Annotated in this window: 13 protein-coding genes; 7 read left to right on the top strand and 6 right to left on the bottom strand. The window is 50.3% G+C overall.

Annotated elements, in window-relative coordinates; genetic code table 11:
• Positions 1-21 precede the first annotated feature (21 nt).
• Complete coding sequence (locus KJY73_RS00530) at positions 22-486, bottom strand: GNAT family N-acetyltransferase (RefSeq protein ID WP_214339222.1); 465 nt, start codon at positions 484-486, stop codon at positions 22-24.
• A gap of 22 nt (positions 487-508) precedes the next feature.
• On the bottom strand, positions 509-1,420 hold the full coding sequence (locus KJY73_RS00525) for an AEC family transporter (protein WP_214339219.1): 912 nt from the start codon (positions 1,418-1,420) through the stop codon (positions 509-511).
• A 212-nt stretch (positions 1,421-1,632) separates the two neighbouring features.
• On the opposite strand from KJY73_RS00525, the gene KJY73_RS00520 reads away from it, so the two are divergent.
• From KJY73_RS00520 to KJY73_RS00510, 3 genes are all read left to right on the top strand, one after another.
• Positions 1,633-2,484: a carboxylate/amino acid/amine transporter gene (locus KJY73_RS00520; RefSeq protein WP_214339216.1), complete on the top strand. Its 852-nt coding sequence runs from the start codon at positions 1,633-1,635 to the stop codon at positions 2,482-2,484.
• Between the two features lie 119 nt (positions 2,485-2,603).
• Entirely contained in the window at positions 2,604-3,965 is a 1,362-nt protein-coding gene (gene mgtE, locus KJY73_RS00515) for a magnesium transporter (RefSeq protein ID WP_232848356.1), read from the top strand.
• A gap of 133 nt (positions 3,966-4,098) precedes the next feature.
• Positions 4,099-6,081 carry a methyl-accepting chemotaxis protein gene (locus KJY73_RS00510; protein ID WP_214339213.1) on the top strand — a complete coding sequence of 661 codons (1,983 nt, stop codon included), beginning with the start codon at positions 4,099-4,101 and terminating at the stop codon, positions 6,079-6,081.
• A 9-nt stretch (positions 6,082-6,090) separates the two neighbouring features.
• Here the strand turns inward: KJY73_RS00510 and KJY73_RS00505 are convergent, their stop codons facing one another.
• Complete coding sequence (locus tag KJY73_RS00505) at positions 6,091-7,326, bottom strand: MFS transporter (protein ID WP_214339211.1); 1,236 nt, start codon at positions 7,324-7,326, stop codon at positions 6,091-6,093.
• Between the two features lie 143 nt (positions 7,327-7,469).
• On the opposite strand from KJY73_RS00505, the gene KJY73_RS00500 reads away from it, so the two are divergent.
• Together KJY73_RS00500 and pgmB are read left to right on the top strand one after the other, a co-directional pair.
• Positions 7,470-9,806, top strand: coding sequence for a glycoside hydrolase family 65 protein (locus KJY73_RS00500; RefSeq protein WP_214339208.1), 2,337 nt, complete (start codon positions 7,470-7,472; stop codon positions 9,804-9,806).
• Entirely contained in the window at positions 9,803-10,459 is a 657-nt protein-coding gene (gene pgmB / locus KJY73_RS00495; protein ID WP_214339205.1) for a beta-phosphoglucomutase, read from the top strand. The genes KJY73_RS00500 and pgmB overlap by 4 nt, the downstream gene beginning before the upstream one ends.
• A 32-nt stretch (positions 10,460-10,491) precedes the next feature.
• Here pgmB and KJY73_RS00490 read toward each other — a convergent pair whose 3' ends face one another.
• The 3 genes from KJY73_RS00490 to arcB form a co-directional block, all read right to left on the bottom strand.
• The gene (locus tag KJY73_RS00490) at positions 10,492-11,511 is read right to left on the bottom strand and encodes a LacI family DNA-binding transcriptional regulator (RefSeq protein WP_214339202.1); all 1,020 of its coding nucleotides are present in this window, start codon (positions 11,509-11,511) and stop codon (positions 10,492-10,494) included.
• A 94-nt stretch (positions 11,512-11,605) separates the two neighbouring features.
• On the bottom strand, positions 11,606-13,858 hold the full coding sequence (locus tag KJY73_RS00485) for a TonB-dependent receptor (protein WP_214339187.1): 2,253 nt from the start codon (positions 13,856-13,858) through the stop codon (positions 11,606-11,608).
• A gap of 339 nt (positions 13,859-14,197) precedes the next feature.
• The gene (arcB, locus tag KJY73_RS00480) at positions 14,198-16,546 is read right to left on the bottom strand and encodes an aerobic respiration two-component sensor histidine kinase ArcB (protein ID WP_214343155.1); all 2,349 of its coding nucleotides are present in this window, start codon (positions 16,544-16,546) and stop codon (positions 14,198-14,200) included.
• Between the two features lie 701 nt (positions 16,547-17,247).
• Here arcB and gltB point away from each other — a divergent pair.
• Positions 17,248-21,714: a glutamate synthase large subunit gene (gene gltB, locus KJY73_RS00475; RefSeq protein ID WP_214339185.1), complete on the top strand. Its 4,467-nt coding sequence runs from the start codon at positions 17,248-17,250 to the stop codon at positions 21,712-21,714.
• A gap of 15 nt (positions 21,715-21,729) precedes the next feature.
• Positions 21,730-23,145, top strand: coding sequence for an FAD-dependent oxidoreductase (locus KJY73_RS00470; protein ID WP_214339183.1), 1,416 nt, complete (start codon positions 21,730-21,732; stop codon positions 23,143-23,145).
• Positions 23,146-23,150 lie beyond the last annotated feature (5 nt).

The raw sequence follows: 23,150 nt of genomic DNA, 5'->3' as shown, positions 1-23,150 counted from the left end.
TAAATGCTTGTTACAACAGGCTCATACCTTCAATTTCATTAAGGGTAACATTCTGCCAACAATACTGTCTGAGGGTGTCTCGCCAATCTTTGTCGCGCCCATTTTCACATAGAAAGCTTCAGCATAAGGATCACTGGGGATCATCAACTCAGGACATTGCAATCTTCGCATGCTGGTTTTGACCCATGTCATCAGTTGCTTCCCTACCCCTAGCCCCATTACCTCAGGTAACACAAACATCGCTTCTAACACCCATTGCTGTGCTTTGCTGGCGTCCACCAGGGCATAACCAACAATACACAGGTCTTGCACCGCCACCTGACATAACCAGTCCGAGCTTTGTAATTGTGTTGAGGATACCCGCAATTCAGCGGCAACGGCGGCCATAAAATCTGCAGAATAGGCCCAATGCGCCTTGGCGCGCATAGCAATAGAAGACAGGACGTCAGCATCTGAGGGGTTAGCTTCGCGCAATATAAAGGTCATATTCTCACTTTGCTAGTAAGGTTCACATCAAGTGCTGTAACAACCAATACCACATGGGTAAGGTTATAAAGCTCATGATCAGACCTAACCCCACCAACGCCGCAACCAATCGCGGTGCCAGGGCTGCACCGATCGCCAGGGCGCCTGCTGATACCATAGGCGGCATGGCGGCTTGAAAGACACTCACCTGCAGCAATAAAGGTTGGGGATGTAAAGGCCAGAGTAGTGCCAGCGCAAACAAGGGCATCAACAACAACTTCACCACTAGCGCAAACCCCAGAGGCAAAGCCTCTTTGCCATCCAGACGCAAACGAAACTGGAACCCCACCGCCACCATAATCACCGGCACTAAGGTGGCCGCCAGGCTATCCAATAACGATTGCATAAGCGAGGGATAAGGCCAGCCCTTCAGCCCCATGGCGGCAATTAAGGCGATAAAGGAAGGAAACAACAATACCCTTTTGGCCATATGTGCAACCGAAGGTGTATCTACATTGGGGTTATACCAGGCACAAATGATGGTGGCATAAGTGGCCAGAGCCAGAAAGGACCCAAGCTGATCATAAATAATGGCGTAGGGCATGGCCTGTTCGCCAAAGAACGCCTCTACCATAGGAAAACCCAGAAACGAGGTATTGCCCAGAGGCAACACCACCAGCAACGCTGCCACCAGATTTTTATCCCAGGAAAACAGACGCCCGGCTAACAACACCACACCTACGACCAACATTAAAATAGCCCAGGGCAAAACCGCAGGCTGCCATAGGTCAGCAGAGAAACTCATCAATGGAATTTTCTGCATCACCAGAGCCGGTAAGGCGACATACAGCACGTACTGGTTAAGCACCATGCCTGTCTCGGCCGGAAATTGCGGCAGGCGCCGAAGCTGAGTACCGATCAGAATATAGATAAGTACCAGAACAAAGTTTTCCATCCGCTCAGTATCGCCCTCGTTACAACGCTATGTATCTGACTTTATCCCCTTAGCCACAAGAGTGCCATGGCACTTTTGTCGTAAAGCTGACCGTTCATCGCTTAAGGCCTTAAATTGGCTGACTGCCAACAGAATGGCCTCACTGGCGCCGTCTTACATAAGCAATAAGCATGATGTACCATGCCAGCCGGTCAAATATTCGGATGGCGATCATGGCCTTTCTTGTTGCAATCACTTTGCTATGGGCGTTTTCATTCAGCCTGATCGGCGTTTATCTGGCTGGTCAGGTTGATCCCTGGTTTTCTGTGCTGATAAGGGTTCTGCTTGCCGCTCTGGTGTTCTTACCCTTCTTAAGCTTTCGCGGCGCTTCTGTCACGACCATCACTCGCCTGATGCTGATTGGCGCTATTCAACTAGGGGTAATGTATGGTTTCTATTACCACGCATTTCTTTATCTGACCGTGCCAGAGGTGTTGCTGTTCACTGTGATGACACCGCTCTACGTTACCTTGGTCAACGATCTTCTGGATCAGCGTTTTCGAATCAACTTTCTGATCTGTGCCCTGGTCGCAACAGCGGGTGCCGCAGCGATCCGCTACGATGGCATAGACAGTGGCTTTATTCGCGGTTTTTTCATCGTACAGGCCGCTAACTTATGTTTTGCCACTGGCCAGGTTTTGTATAAGAGAATGGCCAGTCAATTCGAGTTACCCCAACATCAGGTGTTCGGTTGGTTCTTTATCGGTGCCAGTCTGGTTGCCTGCTCCAGTTTTGCCCTATTTGGAAACCTTGAGATGTTGCCTGCCACCGCACAGCAGTGGGGTATTCTGATCTATCTCGGCGTGGTGGCGTCCGGTCTGGGATTCTTTGCTTGGAACAAAGGAGCTACGCAAGTAGATGTCGGTACCCTGGCAATCATGAACAATCTGCTGATCCCAGCAGGCATTATGGTCAACTTACTGATCTGGAACCGTGAAGCGGATCTGCTGCGTCTGACACTAGGTGGCGCTATTATACTACTGGCGTTACCGCTCAATCATTGGTTGCTACGACGACAAACATGATAATTGCCCAGGTAATGGGAGTCTGTGACTAGCTGAGCAATATTCCTGCTGACCTTACTCACCACTTACTCTAAACTAACAACAGAAAATCAATAAGTTGTACAAGGGCCTGAGCTAAATTGGAACCAGCATTCGAATCGCAATCCTCATACCAGCAGCTACAGGCCATTAACGATGCCCTGTCCAGCGGCATGTATGTGCATGTGCGTAAAATGCTCCACCACATGCCAGCGCCGGATGTGGCGTTTTTGCTGGAATCCACCCCGGCCAAAAGCCGCGCGGTATTATGGCAACTGATTGACCCCGAATTTCACGGTGACGTGCTCGAAGAACTGTCGGAAGACGTGCGAAACGGCATTATCCGCCAGATGGTGCCGGAGAAACTCGCCGATGCTCTGGAAGACATGGATACCGACGATCTGGCCGAGCTGTTGCGCGGCCTGCCGGACACTATTTTCCAGCAAGTACTGCATTCCATGGACGAACAGGACAGGGTGCGGGCCGAACAGGCGTTATCTTTCGGCGAAGGCACCGCCGGTTCTATTATGAACACCGACACCATCACCTTGCGCCCGGAAGTGACGGTTGACGTGATTTTGCGTTATCTGCGTCTCAAGGGTGAAGTACCGGAAGATACCGACGCCTTCTATGTGGTCAACCGCCACGACAAACTGATTGGGATAGTGCCGGTCATCCGTTTGCTGACCTCCACCTCGGATATGACGGTGGAAGAGCTGATGGACGAAGACGCGGAAACCATTCCGGTAGACATGCCGGAAAGTGAAGTAGCCAAGCTGTTTGAACGCTATAACTGGATTTCCGCCCCGGTGGTGGACAATGAAGATCGCTTGCTAGGCCGGATCACCATCGACGATGTGGTCGACATTATCCGCGAAGAAGCGGAACACAGCATGATGAGTATGGCCGGTTTGGATGACGAAGAAGATACCTTCGCACCAGTGATGAAAAGTACCGGACGACGCTCCATCTGGCTGGGGGTAAACCTGGTTACGGCGCTACTGGCGGCTATGGTCAGTGATTTATTTGAAGCTACCTTAAGCCAACTGGCGGTGCTCGCCATCCTTAATACCATAGTGCCCAGCATGGGCGGGGTAGCGGGTAATCAGACCCTGACTCTGGTTATTCGTGGTATGGCCCTTGGTCATGTCAGCCCCAGTAACAGCCGCTGGTTAGTCAGCAAAGAGCTGGCCATCGGCGCGCTCAACGGCGTGATCTGGGCCGTGCTGATTGCCGGGGTGGTAGCCATCTGGAAGCAGGATCTGATGCTTGGCGCTATTATTGCCTTCGCGATGATGGTCAATATGCTGGCAGCTGGTTTAGCCGGTGCCACCCTGCCGCTGTTAATGAAAAGACTGAAAATCGACCCGGCTCTGGCTGGCTCGGTCATTCTCACCACCATCACAGATGTGGTGGGCATCTTTGCTTTCCTGGGCACTGCAACCCTATTGATGATGCCCTGATAATAATGTTGCTGAGCTGTAGCGGAAGCAACTGAAAATCAAACTATTTTATTGCAAAGCAAAGTGCTTTGCGGTGTTCTTAGTCTATCCTAATGAAGCGAATCTTCCCGACACATAACAGTGAGATAGACGCATGGCAAAAGATCTGTTGATAAAGACTAAAGCCAGTTATTTAGGCGCCGGCCTGCTTGTTGCGGCCATTGTCGTTATTTACCTGGTTATGCAGACACTGGCTTTACCCGTTATTCAACAGGAAGTTGAAAAGCAAGCCTTAGTTAGGGTCTCAGACAGTGCTGCACAGCTGCGCACAGAGTTAGCTCAAGGTGCCACCCTAACCCAGAACCTCGCCGCGCTGGCACAACACCTCCCTCTGGAAGAACAACGTTTTGATAGCCTGATGCCCGTACTTATCAACCAGTTTGGTAACGTCAACATTGCCGGGGGCGGTATCTGGCCTGAACCCAATGCCTTCGACAGTAATCAAACGCGCTATTCGTTTTTTTGGGCCAGAAATAACAATGGTAGGCTGATCAAATCCAATGACTACAACGACCCAACTGGCACCGGCTACCATAATGAGAGCTGGTATCAGGCTGGCAAGCAATTAAGTACAGGTCAATGTGGCTGGTCGGAAGCCTATGAAGACAGCGCTAGTGGTGTAGCCATGGTCACTTGCACCGTGGCAATACAACGTGCGGGTAAATTCTGGGGCGTAGCCACAGTAGATTTACGTCTGGCGGGCCTGGCCAATTTATTCCGTGAGCAAAACAAAGCATCTGGCGGTTACCTTTTTCTGCTGGGTATGAACAATCAAGTGATCAGTTTTCCAGACATTCGCAGTGAACGCCTGGATATGCTGAGTCTGGATGACATCACTAACCGGGATACCAGTTTGCGCCCGTTGCTCATGGCCATTAATCAGGGCAAGAACATTACACCATTGCCAGATGGAGTTGTCGAAGGAGACAGCAGCCTGCTGGCCTTACAATCTTTACCCCAAGAGGGTATGAAGCTCGGCTTGGTATTGCCCAGTCAGGTGGTTCAAGAGCCAGTAAGTCATTTAAGTTATAGCCTGTACGGTACGCTATTACCTTTGATTGCACTTTTTGTTGGTGTACTGATGTTCTATGCCAACAAAGTGCTTGGTTGGGTAAATGAAACCACAGACCAAATCAAGCGGCTGATCAGTGGCGGAGCCTCCGCGACCTTGCAGATAGATACTCAAGATGAGATTGGTTTGCTTAAACAAGCAGTAAACAACTATGGCGAACACCTCAATGGTTTGCTACGCCAAATTGCGGCAGAAGCCGCCGAATCCAAGCTGCGTGCTGAAGAACTCAGTAAAATGGCTCACGCCCTTAAAGATCGGGCCGAACAGCAACTTGGCGAAAACAATATGCTGGCAGCGGCCATCAATCAAATGGCCAGCAGCGCGGCGGAAGTGGCCAACAACACCCGCAGTACATCAGGGACGGTGGATGATTCTCAAGGGTTGGTAAAAAGGCGCTTACAGGATGTGGTGGCCAATAATCAGGCCAACGAAGAACTATCAGGGGTACTACAACAAACCGCCAACATCATTAATCAGCTTTCAGGTGATGCCCAGCAAATGGGCGCCGTTTTGGATGTCATCAAAGGAATATCCGAGCAAACCAACTTGCTAGCGCTTAATGCGGCCATTGAAGCAGCCCGGGCTGGCGAACAAGGTCGAGGCTTTGCTGTCGTCGCCGATGAAGTCCGTACCCTAGCAGGACGCTCTCAGTCTTCGGCCAATGAAATCGAAAACATGATTGCTCAATTGCAAAGCTCTGCCAAGCAAGGGGTAGACATTATTCTCAGCTCCCAGTCGCTGTCAGAGCAGACCGTTGAGCGCTCCAATAAGGTCATCGCTGGCTTCAATGAGATTGTCGAGGCCTTTGGCGGCATCAGTGATAGCACCACACAAATTGCCACAGCAGCTAGTGAACAAGCCAAAGTGGCCAGTGAAATTCACCGACTGGCCGAAGGTATCCGCGAGAGCAATGAACTGAACTCCAGAGATGCTACTGCGCTTAGCGAGTTAAGCCGCTCCTCATCGGCACTTTCCAACCGCCTATATGAACTCAGCCATCCCTGACCCGGGCCTTCAGGCCCGGCTAACTGCCAGGGTGGCCTGACGGAAATAAAACAAACTGATCAGAATTGCAGCAATGGGCAGCAACGACAGATAAAACGCCGTCTGCCCACTAAAACTGCCAAATACAAAGCCGGTAATCAACGAACCTGTAGTACCCCCCAGGGCTGAAAATATCACTATTAAGCCCGTCATACCTGAATGCTGTGATGTTGGCAGCGAAGACAGCATAATTGAATTAATCGCCGGATATATAGGTGCCATAAACAGCCCGATTAGGGGAAAAACAAAGGCGGCCATCGGCGCACTGGTCCAACTCATATCAGGCTGAGGTTGTGCCAGGTTAGCCAGGGGCATAGAAACCAAAACAAGTAAGGCCATGGCCACCAGGCATATATTCAGCAGCAGATACCAGTTAATTCGCTGCATCAGTACTCCCGCACCCAATCGACCAATCGCCAGACAGGCAGCAAAAATGCTGGTAGCTTGCACACTCATATCTGCCGGTAGATGCAACACTTGATTGTTAAAGGTCGGTAACCAGGTTCCCAACCCTTGTTCGATCAGCACATATAAAAATGCCGACAAGATAAAGACAAGCACCAGGGGCTTATAGGTCAGCCTAAGCATGGCCAGAAATTCATCTGCGGGTTTGCTGCCCTGAACCGGAACGGGATTAGCAAAATGAGTGCGCCAAAGCAGCATCGCATTCAATCCGGCCAGCAAAGCCAAACACCAATAGACCTTTAACCAATCTCTGGAAGTGGGATCCTGCCCATCAATAAAGGCACCAAATAACCAATATCCCGACAGCACACCCAGCATAAAAATACCCTCAATGGTATTCATTACCGAGGCATGCTGTTGCTTGTTATCACTGATTAACCCCACAGTTGAATACAAAGAGACCTTTACCAGACCAAAAGCGCTACCTACACAAAAAAACAGTAGTTTGGTCATCCAAAACTCGGGAATGAGAGGCATGAGCAAGCAACTAGCAGTCACAAGCAAAGTCCCCAATAACATGGCATTACGATAACCAAGTCGCGGCAGGTAAGCAGCAAACATAAAAGACACTAAGGCGATGGGTAAGTCTTTAAACCCCTCTAAAACACTGGCAGCCTCTTTACTGACACCATAACTATTGATTACCTGCAATATCACGGTACCCACACTGTTCAGTAATATGGCAAACAGAAAATAAGTCAGCATCAGTGAATATTTCACCTGAGCTCTGTTCGTGATCATCTGATTCTCCGCATACAGCCTATTAGGGCATTTGTCTCTTATATCAAGAGAATCGAGTTTACCTAAATTTAACACAATTGCAATCGATTGCAAAAGCAGCTAATCTTGCCGTTATTCAGAGTCCATCCCAGAGTTTCAACCTTATGAATGTATTGCCCCAAAATCTGCTTTTTACACCCCAGCCCTGGCAATTAGAGGCGAATAAGCTGACAGCCGTACAAAGCATGTTGGAAGAAACTCTGTTTGCCCTGGCCAATGGCTACCTTGGTACCCGCGGGACCATGGAAGAAGGAGCCGTTGCCAATCATCAAAGCTGTGAAGGTACTTATCTGAATGGGGTATACCATAGTGAAAAAATTACCTATGGCGAAGTGGCATACGGCTATGCCAGCCACAACCAGAAGATGCAACAGGTTCCCAACGGCAAGGTCATAAAGCTCAAGCTGGACGACCAGCCGATTAATCTTGCCGACGCCATGGAAGCGACCCGATGGCTGGACTTTCGCACTGCTACCTTGCACAGACAGATGCGCTGGCAAAGTAACAGCGGTCGGCAACTGAGCCTGAATACCCGCAGATTTGCCTCGCTCAGCCACCCTAATCTGCTTTGTTTACGCATGGAAATCCTGGCCGAGAACTTCAGTGGCGATATTGAACTTAACGCATTGTTGGATGCTGGCTACCGCTTTTCTCCGAATAAAGACGATCCCAGAGTCGGCGTTCTCAGTCTGGATGACAGTTTGGCCCTTTATCAGCAGCACGCAGGTGACAACGACGCCTGGATGCTGCACCGGGTCAAAGGCGGCGAATTTAATATTGCCTCGTTAAGCACCCTTAACTGCACTGTTACGCCACGCCATATCAGTCAAATTACCCATGAAAAACAAGTGGGTCAGCAATGGCTATTGCCTCTCAAGCAGGGTGAACCAGTAATAGTGGAAAAATACATCTGTTACCAGCATAGCAAAGAACTGACATTCGAAACTCTGCTGGATGAGGCGCAACAAAAGGTGCATGAGGCCAAGATGTTGGGCTGGGATGCGTTGCATAGTCAACATCAACAGGCCGCAGACGCATTCTGGCAGAATACCGATGTGCAGATAGACGGCGACCCTGCGCTACAGCAAGGCATCCGGTTCAATCTACTGCACTTGTTTATGTCCATTGGCAAAGATGGCCACAGCAATATGGGCGCCAAAGGCCTGACAGGCCATGGCTATGACGGCCATTACTTCTGGGATACCGAAATCTATATCCTGTCGGTGATGACCGCAACAAACCCCGAATTAGCCAAACGTTGCCTGGAATATCGTTATCGGACGCTGGAGGGTGCACGCCAACGGGCACGCCAAATGTCACACTCACAAGGCGCCTTGTATCCATGGCGTACCATAGGCGGTGATGAATGCTCAGCATTTTTTCCGGCAGGTACCGCGCAGTACCATATCAATGCCGCCATTGCCCATGCTCTGCGCAGCTATTATTCGGCCACAGCAGACTGGCAATTTATGCAAGAGATGGGCGCTGAAATACTGTTTGAAACCGCCAGGCTATGGCTCAGTCTGGGTCATTTCAATGCCAGACGGGATGGCCAGTTTTGTATCGACGGCGTGACGGGCCCGGATGAATACACTGCAATCGTCAGCAACAACTTCTATACCAATGCGATGGCCAAGGCGCATCTGCGGTTTGCCGTGCAAATGGCAGCAAAATTTCGCCACAAAGATTTAACCGCCTATGAGCAGTTGTGCATCAGGTTAAGTCTGAGTGAATCAGAGATATCCGCTTGGAAACAGGCCGCTGAGAAGATGTACCTTCCCTTTGATGAAACCCTGAAAATTCACGCTCAGGATGATAGTTTTCTCGACAAGCAACCCTGGGATTTCGCCAACACCCCGAGGGATAAATATCCGCTGCTGCTGCACTTCCATCCGCTGGTAATTTACCGCCATCAGGTGCTGAAGCAGGCCGATGTGGTATTGGCCATGTATTTGCTGGACGACACCTTTGACCAAGCACAAAAGGCCCGTAATCTGGCCTACTATGAACCGTTAACCACCCACGACTCTACCCTGTCAAGCTGCATACACAGTATAGAATTTGCCGAAACGGGTGATTATCAGCGCGCTTATGAGTTCTTCCATGACACAGTGAGGATGGATATAGATAACCGCCACGGCAATACCGAATACGGCGTCCATACCGCTTGTATGGCCGGTTCCTGGATGAGCATAGTGCATGGTTTTGCCGGTGTGCGAATGCGACCAGATGGCTTAACGGTTAACCCGCACCTGCCGGATCATTGGCAGGGTTATACCTTTAACCTGCAATATCAGGGCCGGCAAATCCAAATAAAAGTCAGTAAAGACAAAGTTAGTTACTTACTCAAAGACGGCGAAAGTCTAAGTCTTCAGCAAGGCACGCAACAAGTACAGCTGAACAAAGGGCAATGGCTGAATGTATCGCGGGGCGACTTATGAGCATTTGCGCCTTTATCTTTGATCTTGACGGGGTACTAACTGATACCGCCGAATACCACTATCAAGCCTGGGCTGCCCTGGCCAAGGAGCTGGATGTCGCCTTTGACAGGCAGGATAACGAACAACTCAAGGGCGTTGACCGCATGGGCTCGCTGCAGTTTATTCTGGATAAAGGTGGGTTACAGCTTACCGCTAGCCAAAAACATGCCTTTGCCGATAAAAAAAATCGCCATTACCAGCAATTGATAGCACATATGAGCGAAGCAGATTTGTTTGATGGTGTGCATGACTTGTTCGCACAACTAAAACAAGCCGGTATAGCCATAGGTCTGGCCTCAGCCAGTAAAAATGCCGGTATGGTTATCAGTCGGCTGGGTATCAGTCAGGACTTTGATTACGTGGCAGACGCGGCAAAAATCACGCAAGGTAAACCGCATCCGGAAATATTTCTTACTGTCGCACAGGCTTTGGGCGCAGAACCTGCTCAATGTGTGGGCGTGGAGGATTCGCTGGCAGGTCTGCAAAGCATCATTGATGCAGGTATGCAGTCAATAGGCATTGGTGATGCAAAGGTACTCGAGCAAGCTCAGTGGATCTATCCACATATCAAGGACTTGCAACTGGCTACCGTACTTAAACAGGCAGCTAATTAGCCGGGGTCGCAAGGGCGCGGCCCTTCCTTGATTTAGTGCGATTTGCGACTGGACTCCCGGACAATCAATTGCACGTCCAGCACTTGCGATCGCACTGTTTTACCCGCCAGTTTATCCAGCAGTTTGTTAACCAGTAACTTACCGCCTTCCAGTGTTTGCTGACGTATGGTAGTCAGTGAAGGGTGGCAGAACATAGACAGTGCCACATCGTCAAAACCCACCAGCGCAATATCATCAGGAATTTGCTTACCCACATCCATCAGCTTCTTCAATGCGCCCAGCGCAATCACATCACTCACGGCAAATATGCCGTCCACGTCCTCTGGCCCACGCTCCACTAATTGTGTGGCACTGCGATAGCCTGACTCGCTGGTAAAGTCTGTTTCAAAGCTTAGCTTCTCGTCTATCTCAAGGCCCGCCTGCTGTAAGGCTAGGCAATAACCTTGCCAGCGCTGTTCCATTTCACTATGGCTAATGTCACCAAAAAACGCGATTCGCTTACAGCCCTGATTAAGCAAATGGTTCACCGCCAGGTATGCGCCCATCTTGTTGTCACTGCCAACTGTGCAGTAGTGGCTATCCGGCAATGTCGCTCCCCATACCACAAAGGAGCAATCCTGCTGGGCGAGTCGGTCAATGCGGGCGTCATGTTCGCCCTGCCCTATTACAATCAAACCGTCTGCACGTTTGGAGTCAAAGTAGTAATCCCGCCAATCATCCGATGCGGTACGCGTATTCGACAACAGCATATCGTAGCCATGACGGGTCAGTTCATCGGCAATGGCACCAAGCATATCCAGTAGCCAGGGATCGGAAATCCCCTGTTCGGTGCGCTCCTTAAACAATACCACCACAGCAATCACCATGGTTTTTTGCGTACGCAGAGCGCGCGCTTTAGCATTTATCTTGAAATTATGTTCGCGGGCAACGTCCTGAATACGACGACGGGTTTTCTCAGCAATCAGCGGATTGTCATTCAGAGCGCGGGATACGGTGGACTCGGAAACGCCAAGGAGTTTGGCAATGTCAGCGATGCTTTTGGCGCGAGTCATGAATCTGCTTCTTTGAGTTGTGCTTGGCCCAAGGTTATCAAATTGCTCCACCCAGAGAAAAGACAAAGGTGGCCAGTGGCCACCTTTAATTTTCCTAGAAGTTGTATCCTATGCTGAGTCGCATCGACCTTGGCATAATGTATCGACCATTAGGCGCTGTAGGGTTACGAGGATCCCCCTCGGTAAGCCCTTCTTTGTCCGTCAGGTTATCCACTGACAAGCGCACATTCAATTGGTCGGTAATTTCCCAGTAGGCGCCCAAATCCACCTTAGTGTAGCCTTTCAACTCGCCCAGGTTGTCATCACTTATCCAGCGGTCATCCACTGAAGTTAATGTGCCATACAGGGTTACAAAGTTGCCGCCATCCAATTCAATATCGTAACTTGGCGTCAGACGCATTTGCCAGCCGGGTTGACGCTGGGATTCGTTGCCAATCAGGTTTGCATTACTACTTTTTGTGATCTCGGTATCCTGGATTGTTGCATTTAGATTCAGGTTCAAACCGAAGTCAAAACTATAGTTACCATCCAGCTCTATGCCTTTGGCCTCAGTGACAGACAGGGTGGCAGGCTGCCCCGGCAAAGCCACAGTGCTGCTTTCCACTTCGTTAAAATAAGCAGTGGCGTACAGACTGTAATTGTCGGCCGCCAGCTTATAGCCCAGCTCGTACTGCTTGATATCGAAAATCAGGTCATTACCCCCTTCATACTGGGAATAATTGTCACGAAAATCGTCGAAATACGGCATTTTGCTACCGTCATTTACCCTGGCGAAGATACCGGAATTATCGGTCAGCATATAATTAACGCCTGCCGTCCAGGATGTCGTATCTTCATCGTATTGCACCGGCTTATTAATACTACCGTCCAGGCCTTCATCGACGCTGTAGTCGATTTGATGATTCTCGCGGCGAACACCGAGATCCAAGGTCAAATCATCAGTGGTCTTGTATTCCAGGGCAGTGTAAAACGCACGGGTAGCGCCGTCGCCGGTGGAACTGATATCGTAGTTCCAACCACAACTATCCAAGTTATCGTTACAATCTATACCGCTCAGGTTTTCTCCACCAGGGGCCACCACATGATAAGACTGATTGCCTAAAGACCACCAATCTTTGGCCTCAAAGTTCGAGGTATAGAGCCCAAAGGTGACTTTCAGTGCATCCAGTTGTTTGGTCAGTGACAAGTCATTAGTAAAAGACTCGATTTCCTTTAATACCACCCATCGCCCGACCTGTTGCACCAATGTACTACCCTGGTAGGTTTGACCTGTCACCGCCCCTGTGGCGCTGCTGCCGTTATCCGCCACAGCAGACAAAGCAATTGGCGCACCGTTCGGTACCAGACCATAAGTATTGGCATCGCCCTTGGTGTAGTTAAAACGATCAGAAAACTGCCAGCCATCGGCGAACTCCAATTGAATCTTACCGCCGGATACCGAGCCGTCCCAGCCCCGGCCATTGCCAAAATCAAATGCTTGGCTGGTACCCTCTGGACCAAATTGAATGCTGGCCTGACGGTTTAGCGTACCGATTTGGGTATACTCGTTGTCTACGCCAGACACCAAGGGCGTGGGTAAATACCAGACACCGTGATCATCAGTCACTCTGGTGTAGAAATTCATTTTGCCGTTATCCAGTTCTTTGGTGATATTGAGGGTAAACTGGTGCCCCTTTTCCGAGTTAAAACCCGCATCCCGAATTCCCGGCGAACTGGAGACATAACCGCCAATCATATAAAACAGATCATCCGCCAAGGCGCCGCTGACCATGGCATCCACACGCTGCAAGTCGTAGTCGGAGGTGGTGTATTTAAATACGCCCTCGGTGACCTCAGAGCCTTCCTTGAGCAGGAAGTTAGTCGTCAGCCCTGGCTGTCCATTGGAAATAACCGGGTTGGTACCACCACGTAAGGCTTCCATATAAGCCACGGTTTCATCCATACGAAATAACGTGGAGTTTTCCAGGAAAGACAATGTCGGTGGTTGAAAGAGCGGTGCGCCTTCCATCTGCACAGTCAAAAACGGGGCATCACCTGTACCAGGAAACCCGCGCACAAACACATTGGCCCCGGATACACCACCCGAGCTCTCAGACCAGACCCCCGGCACAGCCTTAAATAAATCGGCAGTACTTTTCGGGGCTAGTTTTTTGATGGCTTCAGCGGAAAGATTGGTGATAGCAAAACTTGCGTCTACCTTACGTACCGCCGTACCTGTGGGCGTACCTGTTACTACAATCTGCTCAAAGTCCTTAGCTTGTTCTTTATCATCAGGTACTTCCTGTGCCCAGGCGCTTTGCATTGCCGCCGATACGGCAATGGCCAGGATAAGTTTGTTGCTTTTCATTGCTGGTCCCCAGTTATCTTTATGATTTTGCTAACTAATCTTCAATTCTCGACGATCAATATTTAGAAAAATATTCCGCCGATTTGCCACTGTGTTGATTAAGACAGGTTAAAAATAGATCTAATTGCAATCGATTGCAATAAAATCGAAATAAAATGTTTTGAAAATGTTAAATTCAATTTAAATGGCGTGTGTGGAGAATAAGCTGGTTAACAAACGACAATTCGGTAGTGAGTTCAGGCAATAAAAAACAACATCATTTTGGAAACGATTGCATAAAACATGGGTTGTACGCTGTCTGGCTAGATAAGCCGCCAGACAGCACAAAGCCATCAGAAATCAGTCATCAATAGTTTGATCAGACAACCAATTATTGAGAGATTGAATATCCAGCTTAAGGGTATCTTGCAACTCCTCAACCCAGTCATAAACATTCTGCCACCAGGCCGGATGATCGCCCTGTTGAATTTGGTTAGCTATCTTCTGCACCCTGGACAGCCCAACAGACCCCGCTGCGCCTTTAATTTTGTGAGCCTGAGCGCAGACTTCATCCTTGTCCTTGGCACTTAAGTTGGTCAACAGGATTTCCATGTATTGCGGAATACTCTGATTGAACACGTTGACACTGGTGCTGAGCATTTCAGCGCCTATGGTATCCACCAGCATCTGTAACATGTCCAAATCCAGTACAGACTCACTCTTAGCCGGTGTACTTGTCTCAGGTAAACAAGGCAGCTCAGAGGCATCGCAGAACAGCTGGTTGAATACTTCCACCACCCGACTTTTCTTAATGGGTTTAGAAATAACGTCATCCATTCCCTGATCCAGATATTCCTGACGGGTTTTAATCACGTTGGCAGTCAATGCCACCACAGGCGTCCCAACAACAAGTTCTTCCTCATGCATGCGGCTGACCACTTCAAAGCCGTTCATATCAGGCAGTTGAATATCCAGCAGGATCAGGTCGTAATGATTAGCTCTGGCCATATCCAGTGCCTGACGCCCGGTCATCGCCACTTCCACCGTCTGCCCCAGTTTTTCGAGCAAGGCCTTAGCCACAATCACATTCAGCTCAATATCTTCTACCAGTAATATCTTCAAACCGGTAATTTTGAGTTCAGCTAATTGTGCCGGGCGGGTACTGATAGCTAATGGCAATTCAACGGTAAAACAGGTGCCTTTACCCACTTCACTGGTCACCCGGATATCGCCGTCCATCAGCTCCACCATTTTCTTACAAATGGCCAAACCAATCCCGGTACCGGTGGCGCTCTGGTGGTCTGGGTGTTTAACCTGATAGTACATGGCAAAAATCTTAGGTAATTCTTCTTCAGGGATCCCCACTCCGGTATCCGCTACTTTAAAAACTACGTTGCAGATACCGTTTTTGGGCGCCTCCGCCGACAGGCTAAAGCTCACCGAGCCCTGCTGTGTAAACTTCACCGCATTGAATAACAAATTCCACAACACCTGGCGCAGCCTGGTGCCATCTGCCTCAACAAAATCAGGCAAAGGCTCGATCATTTGCGTCTGGAAATTGAGGTTTTTGTCTGCCACCAACAACTGAATGATGCTGGACAGTTCAGAAAAGAAGTCCTTGAGGCTAACGGTCTTAAGCGCCAACTCCAGCTTATCGCGCCCCAATTTATCGATGTCTATAATGTCGTTAAAAATATTACCCAGGGTAATTGCACTGGCGTAGATGGTGCTAACCCAGGCATATTGCTCATCGGTCAGCTTAGTGTCTCTGAGCATACGACTTAAGCCTACTATGCCGTTGAGTGGCGTACGCAATTCGTGGCTGATAGTGGCAATAAAAGCAGTTTTATCGCGGCTGGCTTTTTCCAGCGCCACCTGAGAGTGTTTACGCTCGGTGATATCACGACCGAAGGCCAGTAAACCTAAGCGGTTACCTTCTTTGTCAAAGAACGGCACCTTACGCATTTCATAGTAGCGCTTGCTACCATCGGCAAACCGCAGCCATAGCTCATCGGTAATGCCAACATTGTTCTCCAATACTTCGTGATCACTTGCCACTACCTGATTAGCCAGATCTTCGTCATACACTTCATGGGGCGTCAGTCCCATCAGCTCGGCTTCGGTTTTACCTGTCATCTGTTCGGCAACCGTATTACAGCCGGCAAAACGTCCTTCTTCGTTGCGGAAATAGATCAGATCCGGGCTGGCATCGATGATTGAACGCAGCAGTGAGGACAGCCTTAATGCATGCTGTTCTTTCTCCGACTTCTCGTATATTTCCTGCTCCAGCTCAGCAAAGACTTTTTCTCTGTCTTCCTGCGCCTTGCGCCGCTCTTCTATCTCGATATTTAACTGGCGAATATTATTTTGTAACTCACGATTCAGCAGCACGTCCTCTTCACGCAAACTTTCCAACTGTGCAACCACGTCCTTGAGGTTATGACGGCTAATCTCCAACTGTCTGACCAGCTCACTGAAGAAATACAGTACCCAGGGCGCACTTAACAATGTCAGCATAATGGCAGAGGCAAAATCCTCCACATGGACTTCACCTGTCATATACAAACGAATGAAATAAGAGCCGGCGATGGTGAATATCAGGGTCAGTATCACAAACAAAATGCTAATGCGCAGGGTGCCAAAACGGTCGACAAATTGCGCGAAACGGATGGCCCAGGATTCATTTTGGCTGGAAGGTGAAGGTTGCATAGGGAAGATTTCCACTGACGACAATTGTCGGCATCCTAGCAAGAGCCAACAACAATGCCCAAGCTGATTTTAGCTTGTCCCTGCAAGTACTCTGAAATTGCTACAGTTCGCTAACAACAGATAAACATTTATATTCACATTTGATGAATATTAATTCATCCAAAAACAAATCACCCCTGCCTGCTTTTTATACGATTTTGGTCGTATACAGATATCAGTACATTTGGTTATAAGCTAACAACCAAAGCAGCAAAATGCTCAGAAGCCGACCAGTTCGGAATATTTATCCTAATTTTCCATAAAAATAACCAAATGCATTTCGAGCTTATTACTCTTGGGTAATTGATTTGTAGAAGCATTGTGGTATTTTCATTAGCCGCTCTTTATGGGTGCATAAAGATTCGTTATTGGTGCAGGCAGGCTTGAGGTCGGCCAATAACTAAATAGGAATGCGGAAAAGGCCATTGGCCAAGAGGCGTCGACGTCGGCTAAAACCGACACGATATGAACCAAGGTAGAAGGGAATAAACTGCCTTGTTCAAACAAGAAAGACTGGTAACCCCAAATAAAAATAGAACCTGTCACAGGTCATCCTAACGACACAGGCGCATGAAATAACGGACCACAAAGAGTCCAGCACATGCCACCCCTGAATAAAAACATCACCCTGCCCAGTCGAACGGTTGAAGGAGTCATGAGTAATGAGACTATATAACCCGAACGATTCTCGGGATAACTGTGGTTTTGGCTTGATTGCCCATACACAAGGGCAACCCAGCCACAGTCTGGTTAAAACCGCTATCCATGCGCTGGATCGTATGCAGCACAGGGGCGGAATTGCCGCAGATGGTAAAACAGGCGACGGGTGTGGTTTGCTGCTGCAAAAACCCGATGCTTTCTTCCGCGCTATCGGCGAGGAAAAAGGCTGGAAGCTGGCCAAGAAGTACGGCGTTGGCATGGTATTTCTCAGCCAGGATCCGGTGCAGGCCCAACAGGCTCGGGATATCCTCAACGAAGAATTGCAAAAAGAAACCCTGGACGTACAGGGCTGGCGTGTCGTGCCCACTAACCCGGAGTTACTGGGTGAGTTGGCGCTGACCGGATTACCGCAAATTGAACAGGTGTTTGTTAACGCACCGCCAGGCTGGCGTAAGAAAGACGTGGAACGCCGCTTGTTTATGGCTCGCCGCCGCACCGAAAAGCGCATGGCCCATGATGCGGATTTCTATATTGCCTGCTTGTCGAACCTGGTAACTATCTACAAGGGCTTGGTCATGCCCAAAGATCTGCCGAATTTCTATTTGGATTTGGCCGATGAACGCATGCAATCCGCCATTTGCGTATTCCACCAGCGTTTCTCCACCAACACATTGCCAAGATGGCCGCTGGCTCAGCCTTTCCGTTTCCTGGCGCACAATGGTGAAATCAATACCATCAGGGGTAACCGCGAATGGGCCGAGGCCCGTACTTATAAATTCCGCACGCCGCTGATTCCGGATTTGCATGACGCCGCGCCTTTCGTCAATTTTGAAGGTTCGGACTCCTCGTCACTAGACAACATGCTGGAGCTATTCCTGGCCGGTGGCATGGATTTGTTCCGTGCTATGCGCTTACTGGTGCCACCTGCGTATCAGAACAATGACACCATGGACCCGGACCTCAAGGCATTCTACGAGTTTAACTCAATGCACATGGAGCCCTGGGATGGCCCGGCCGGTATCGTGATGACCAACGGTCGCCACGTTGCTTGTAACCTGGATAGAAACGGTCTGCGTCCGGCCCGCTATGTGATCACCAAAGACGGCCTGATTACCCTGGCCTCTGAAATAGGGATTTGGGATTACCAGCCCGAAGACGTAGTAGAAAAAGGCCGTGTCGGTCCTGGTGAAATGCTGGCGGTGGACACTTACACAGGTAAAGTACTGCATTCCAGCGAGATCGATGAAGATCTGAAAAACCGCCATCCTTATCGTGAATGGCTGGACAAACACATCAGCCGTTTGCTGCCTATCCAGAAATGCGATGCCAGCCTGATTGGTGTACGTCTGTTTGACGATGACATGATGAACACCTACTACAAGCAGTTTAATTACAGCTACGAAGAAATTCAGCAGGTGATCAAGGTACTGGCCAAAGATGGCCAGGAAGCGGTTGGCTCAATGGGTGATGACACCCCAATGGCTGTTCTGTCAGGTAAGCATCGCACTATTTACGACTATTTCCGTCAGTTGTTTGCACAGGTGACCAACCCGCCAATCGATCCGCTGCGGGAAAACCACGTAATGTCACTGGCGACCTGTATTGGCCGTGAGCAGAACGTATTCAGCGAAACCTCTGGCTATGCCAACCGGGTGTTGTTTGAGTCGCCGATCATGGTCTATACCGACCTCAAACAACTGCGTGAGTATGACTCAGAGTACTATTACTCCGAAGTCATCGACCTCAACTACGCACCCGAAGAGGGGCTGAAAGCAGCGCTGAAACGTGTCTGTGATGAGGCCGAATACCTGGTCAGACAGAAAAAAGCGGCCTTTGTGATCCTCTCGGATCGCAAAATAAAAGCCAATCGTCTGCCTATCCCGGCGCCAATGGCAGTGGGAGCGGTGCAGCGCCGGTTGGTGGAAAAAGCCCTGCGCTGCGACGCCAATATAGTGGTAGAAACTGCCTCGGCGCGCGACCCGCATCACTTTGCCGTATTAATTGGCCTGGGCGCCACGGCGGTTTACCCCTTCCTGGCCTATGAAGTTATCGAACAGATGGCGGATAAAGGCGAGCTGGATATTCCCTTAATGGAAGCGGTACTGAATTATCGTAAGGGCATCAATAAAGGTCTGTATAAGATCATGTCGAAGATGGGTATCAGCACCGTGGCCAGTTATCGCTGCGCCAAGCTGTTCGAAGCCATAGGTATTCATCAGGATGTGATGAAGCTATGCTTCCACGGCGTACCCAGCCGTATCCAAGGTGCCAACTTCGACGATTTTGAGCAGGATATTCAAAACCTTAACCGTATTGCCTGGATTAAGCGTAAAACCATCAGTCATGGTGGCTTGCTTAAGTATGTGCACGACGGTGAATACCATGCCTATAACCCGGATGTGGTCAGCACCTTGCAAAAAGCCGTAGTCAGTGGTGAGTACGCCGACTATCAGGAATTTGCGGCGCTGGTTAATGAGCGCCCGGTGGCGCATATCCGTGACTTGCTCAAGCTGAAGTTCAGCCAGCAAGGTATCGACATCAATGAAGTGGAGCCGGTGGAAGCCCTGTATCCGCGCTTTGATACCGCCGCTATGAGTATAGGTGCCCTCAGCCCCGAAGCCCATGAAGCCCTGGCCATTGCCATGAACCGTTTGGGCGGTCAGTCCAACTCAGGAGAAGGCGGTGAAGATCCTGCGCGTTTTGGTACCGAGAAAAACTCGCGTATTAAGCAAATTGCCTCCGGCCGCTTTGGTGTTACCCCACACTATCTGGTCAACGCCGATGTGTTGCAAATCAAGGTAGCACAAGGTGCCAAGCCCGGTGAAGGTGGTCAGTTGCCGGGTGACAAGGTCAATAAATACATCGCTGAGCTGCGCTATTCGGTGCCAGGCGTGACCCTGATTTCACCGCCGCCGCATCACGATATTTATTCTATTGAAGATTTGGCTCAGCTGATTTTCGACCTGAAACAGGTTAACCCTAAGGCACTGATTTCGGTCAAGCTGGTCTCTGAGCCAGGGGTCGGCACTGTCGCCACAGGTGTAGCCAAGGCCTATGCCGATCTGATTACGGTATCCGGCTATGACGGCGGTACCGGTGCCAGCCCGCTCACCTCGGTAAAATATGCTGGTAGCCCTTGGGAACTGGGTCTGGCGGAGAGTCAACAGGCTCTGGTGGAAAACGGCCTGCGCCATAAAGTAAGAGTACAAACCGACGGTGGTCTGAAGACCGGTCTGGACGTAATCAAGGCCGCTATTCTGGGCGCTGAGAGCTTCGGTTTTGGTACTGGCCCTATGGTGGCGCTGGGTTGTAAATATCTGCGTATCTGCCATTTAAATAACTGCGCTACTGGTGTTGCCACTCAGGATAAGAACCTGCGCGACAACTACTTTATTGGTTTGCCGGACATGGTCATGAACTACTTCAAGTTTATTGCCCGTGAAACACGCGAACTGATGGCCGCTTTAGGTGTACGTAAACTGGAAGAGCTGATTGGCCGTACCGAATTGCTCGAGGTTATCGACGGCTTCAATGCCCGCCAGCAACGCCTGGATTTGTCACCGATTCTGGCCAAGCCAGAAGCTGCGGCACACACTAAGCTGTTCTGCTCCGAGGTAACCAACGCGCCGCTGGATAAGGGGGAGCTGAACCTGCAGATCCTGCAAGACGTTCAACAAGCCGTAGAGAACAAGAGCGGTGGCAGTTGGCGTTACAGCATTCGTAACACCGACCGTTCTGTGGGTGCCCGCATTTCCGGCTATATTGCCGAGCGCCATGGCAACCAGGGTATGGCCGACTATCCGCTGCGCATTACGCTGACCGGCACAGCCGGACAAAGCTTCGGCGTATGGAATGCCGGAGGTCTGGAACTGCACCTGATTGGTGATGCCAACGATTATGTGGGCAAAGGCATGACAGGCGGCAAGATCACTATTCATCCACCGGCGGGCGTGCATTACGCCACGCACGACAGCGCCATTATGGGTAACACTTGCCTATACGGCGCAACCGGCGGCAAGTTGTTTGCGGCGGGTCGTGCCGGTGAGCGTTTTGCCGTGCGCAACTCCGGGGCAGTTGCTGTCGTGGAAGGCACAGGTGATAACGCCTGTGAGTATATGACAGGCGGTATCGTCGCCATCCTGGGTCAGACCGGCGTTAACTTTGGTGCCGGTATGACAGGAGGTTTTGCCTATGTACTGGACAAGGCCAATGATTTTGATCGCCGCGTTAACGCGGATCTGGTCGAGGTACTGAGTATCGACGATAAGCCGATTCTGGCCGAGCACCTGCGTGGCTTAATCAACCAGCACTACGAAGAAACTGGCAGTGAACACTCACTGGAGATCCTCAGCCAGTTTAATCAGTACTTAAAGCAGTTCCGCTTGGTCAAACCTAAGACCAGCGATGTGAAGAATCTGCTGGGTCATATCAGCCGTTCCAGCGCCGAGTTGCGCGTTCAGGCCCAGTAAGGAGGAAGAAACACTATGGCAAAAAACGTATATCAGTTTGTCGATGTCGAGCGTATCGATCCTCCCAAAAAGCCAGCGGCCATCCGTCGTAGCGAATTTGCCGAGATCTATCAGCCGATGAGCGATTCTCAGGCTGCCGGACAGGCTGACCGCTGTCTGGATTGCGGTAACCCCTACTGTGAATGGAAGTGCCCGGTGCACAACTATATTCCGCAGTGGCTGAAGCTGGCCAACGAAGGCCGGATTTTGGAAGCCGCGGAGCTGTCACACAAAACCAACAGCTTACCGGAAGTCTGTGGCCGGGTGTGTCCGCAGGACCGTCTGTGCGAAGGTGCTTGTACCTTAAGTGACGACTTTGGCGCCGTGACCATCGGCTCCATTGAGAAGTTTATTACCGACACGGCGTTTAAAATGGGCTGGCGACCGGATATGTCCGGTGTGGTCAAAACCGAAAAACGCGTGGCCATCGTCGGTGCAGGTCCGGCAGGCCTGGCCTGCGCCGATATTTTGGTGCGTAACGGTGTCACACCGGTTGTGTTCGACAAATATCCGGAAATCGGTGGCTTGCTGACCTTTGGTATCCCGGCCTTTAAGCTGGAAAAAGACGTTATTCAGCTACGCCGCGAGATCTTTACCGAAATGGGTGTGGAGTTTGTACTGAATACCGAAATCGGCAAAGACATCCCCTTCCAGCAGTTACTGGATGAATACGATGCGGTATTCCTGGGCATGGGTACCTATCGCTATATGCAAGGTGGCTTCGATAACGAATCTGCACCTGGTGTATATGAAGCCCTACCTTACCTGATTGCCAATACCAACAAGTTGATGGGACTGGAACAAGCTGCCTTTGACTATGTGGATATGAAAGGCAAGAAGGTGGTGGTGCTAGGTGGTGGTGATACCGCTATGGACTGTGTGCGCACTGCCGTGCGCCAGGGCGCGGAAAAGGTTATCTGTGCTTATCGTCGTGACGAGGAAAACATGCCAGGTTCACGTCGGGAAGTACAAAATGCCCGTGAGGAAGGGGTGGACTTCCAGTTTAACCTGCAACCTCTGGATATAGCTGTCGATGAAGCGGGCCGAGCCTGTGGCGTTAAACTGGTGAAAACCCAGTTAGGCGCACCGGATGCCGCGGGTCGTCGCAGCCCCGAAGCTGTGCCCGGTTCCGAGCATGTACTGGAAGCCGATGCGGTGATTATCGCTTTTGGTTTTCAGCCAAGTCCGGCCAACTGGTTTGCTGATTACGGCATTATCCTGGATGAAAAAGGCCGGGTCAGAGCACCAGCTAAAGGCAAGTACCCCTTCCAGACCAGTAACCCCAAGATCTTCTCTGGTGGTGATATGGTTAGAGGCTCAGATTTGGTGGTTACCGCTATCTTTGAAGGCCGCCAGGCCGCCGAAGGTATTCTGGACTACCTCAACGTCTGATAAAG

This window comes from Bowmanella yangjiangensis, from assembly GCF_018531185.1.
Taxonomy (GTDB): Bacteria; Pseudomonadota; Gammaproteobacteria; order Enterobacterales; family Alteromonadaceae; genus Bowmanella; species Bowmanella yangjiangensis.
The sequence above is the reverse complement of the archived record's forward strand: the minus strand, read 5'-3'. Positions and strand labels throughout refer to the sequence as shown.

Coding starts and splice junctions, on each gene's coding strand:
- KJY73_RS00520 (WP_214339216.1), top strand. CDS start 1,633: ATGGCCTTTCTTGTTGCAATCACTTTGCTATGGGCGTTTTCATTCAGC.
- KJY73_RS00525 (WP_214339219.1), bottom strand. CDS start 1,420: ATGGAAAACTTTGTTCTGGTACTTATCTATATTCTGATCGGTACTCAG.
- KJY73_RS00490 (WP_214339202.1), bottom strand. CDS start 11,511: ATGACTCGCGCCAAAAGCATCGCTGACATTGCCAAACTCCTTGGCGTT.
- KJY73_RS00500 (WP_214339208.1), top strand. CDS start 7,470: ATGAATGTATTGCCCCAAAATCTGCTTTTTACACCCCAGCCCTGGCAA.
- arcB (WP_214343155.1), bottom strand. CDS start 16,546: ATGCAACCTTCACCTTCCAGCCAAAATGAATCCTGGGCCATCCGTTTC.
- KJY73_RS00510 (WP_214339213.1), top strand. CDS start 4,099: ATGGCAAAAGATCTGTTGATAAAGACTAAAGCCAGTTATTTAGGCGCC.
- pgmB (WP_214339205.1), top strand. CDS start 9,803: ATGAGCATTTGCGCCTTTATCTTTGATCTTGACGGGGTACTAACTGAT.
- KJY73_RS00505 (WP_214339211.1), bottom strand. CDS start 7,326: ATGATCACGAACAGAGCTCAGGTGAAATATTCACTGATGCTGACTTAT.
- KJY73_RS00485 (WP_214339187.1), bottom strand. CDS start 13,858: ATGAAAAGCAACAAACTTATCCTGGCCATTGCCGTATCGGCGGCAATG.
- KJY73_RS00530 (WP_214339222.1), bottom strand. CDS start 486: ATGACCTTTATATTGCGCGAAGCTAACCCCTCAGATGCTGACGTCCTG.
- gltB (WP_214339185.1), top strand. CDS start 17,248: ATGAGACTATATAACCCGAACGATTCTCGGGATAACTGTGGTTTTGGC.
- KJY73_RS00470 (WP_214339183.1), top strand. CDS start 21,730: ATGGCAAAAAACGTATATCAGTTTGTCGATGTCGAGCGTATCGATCCT.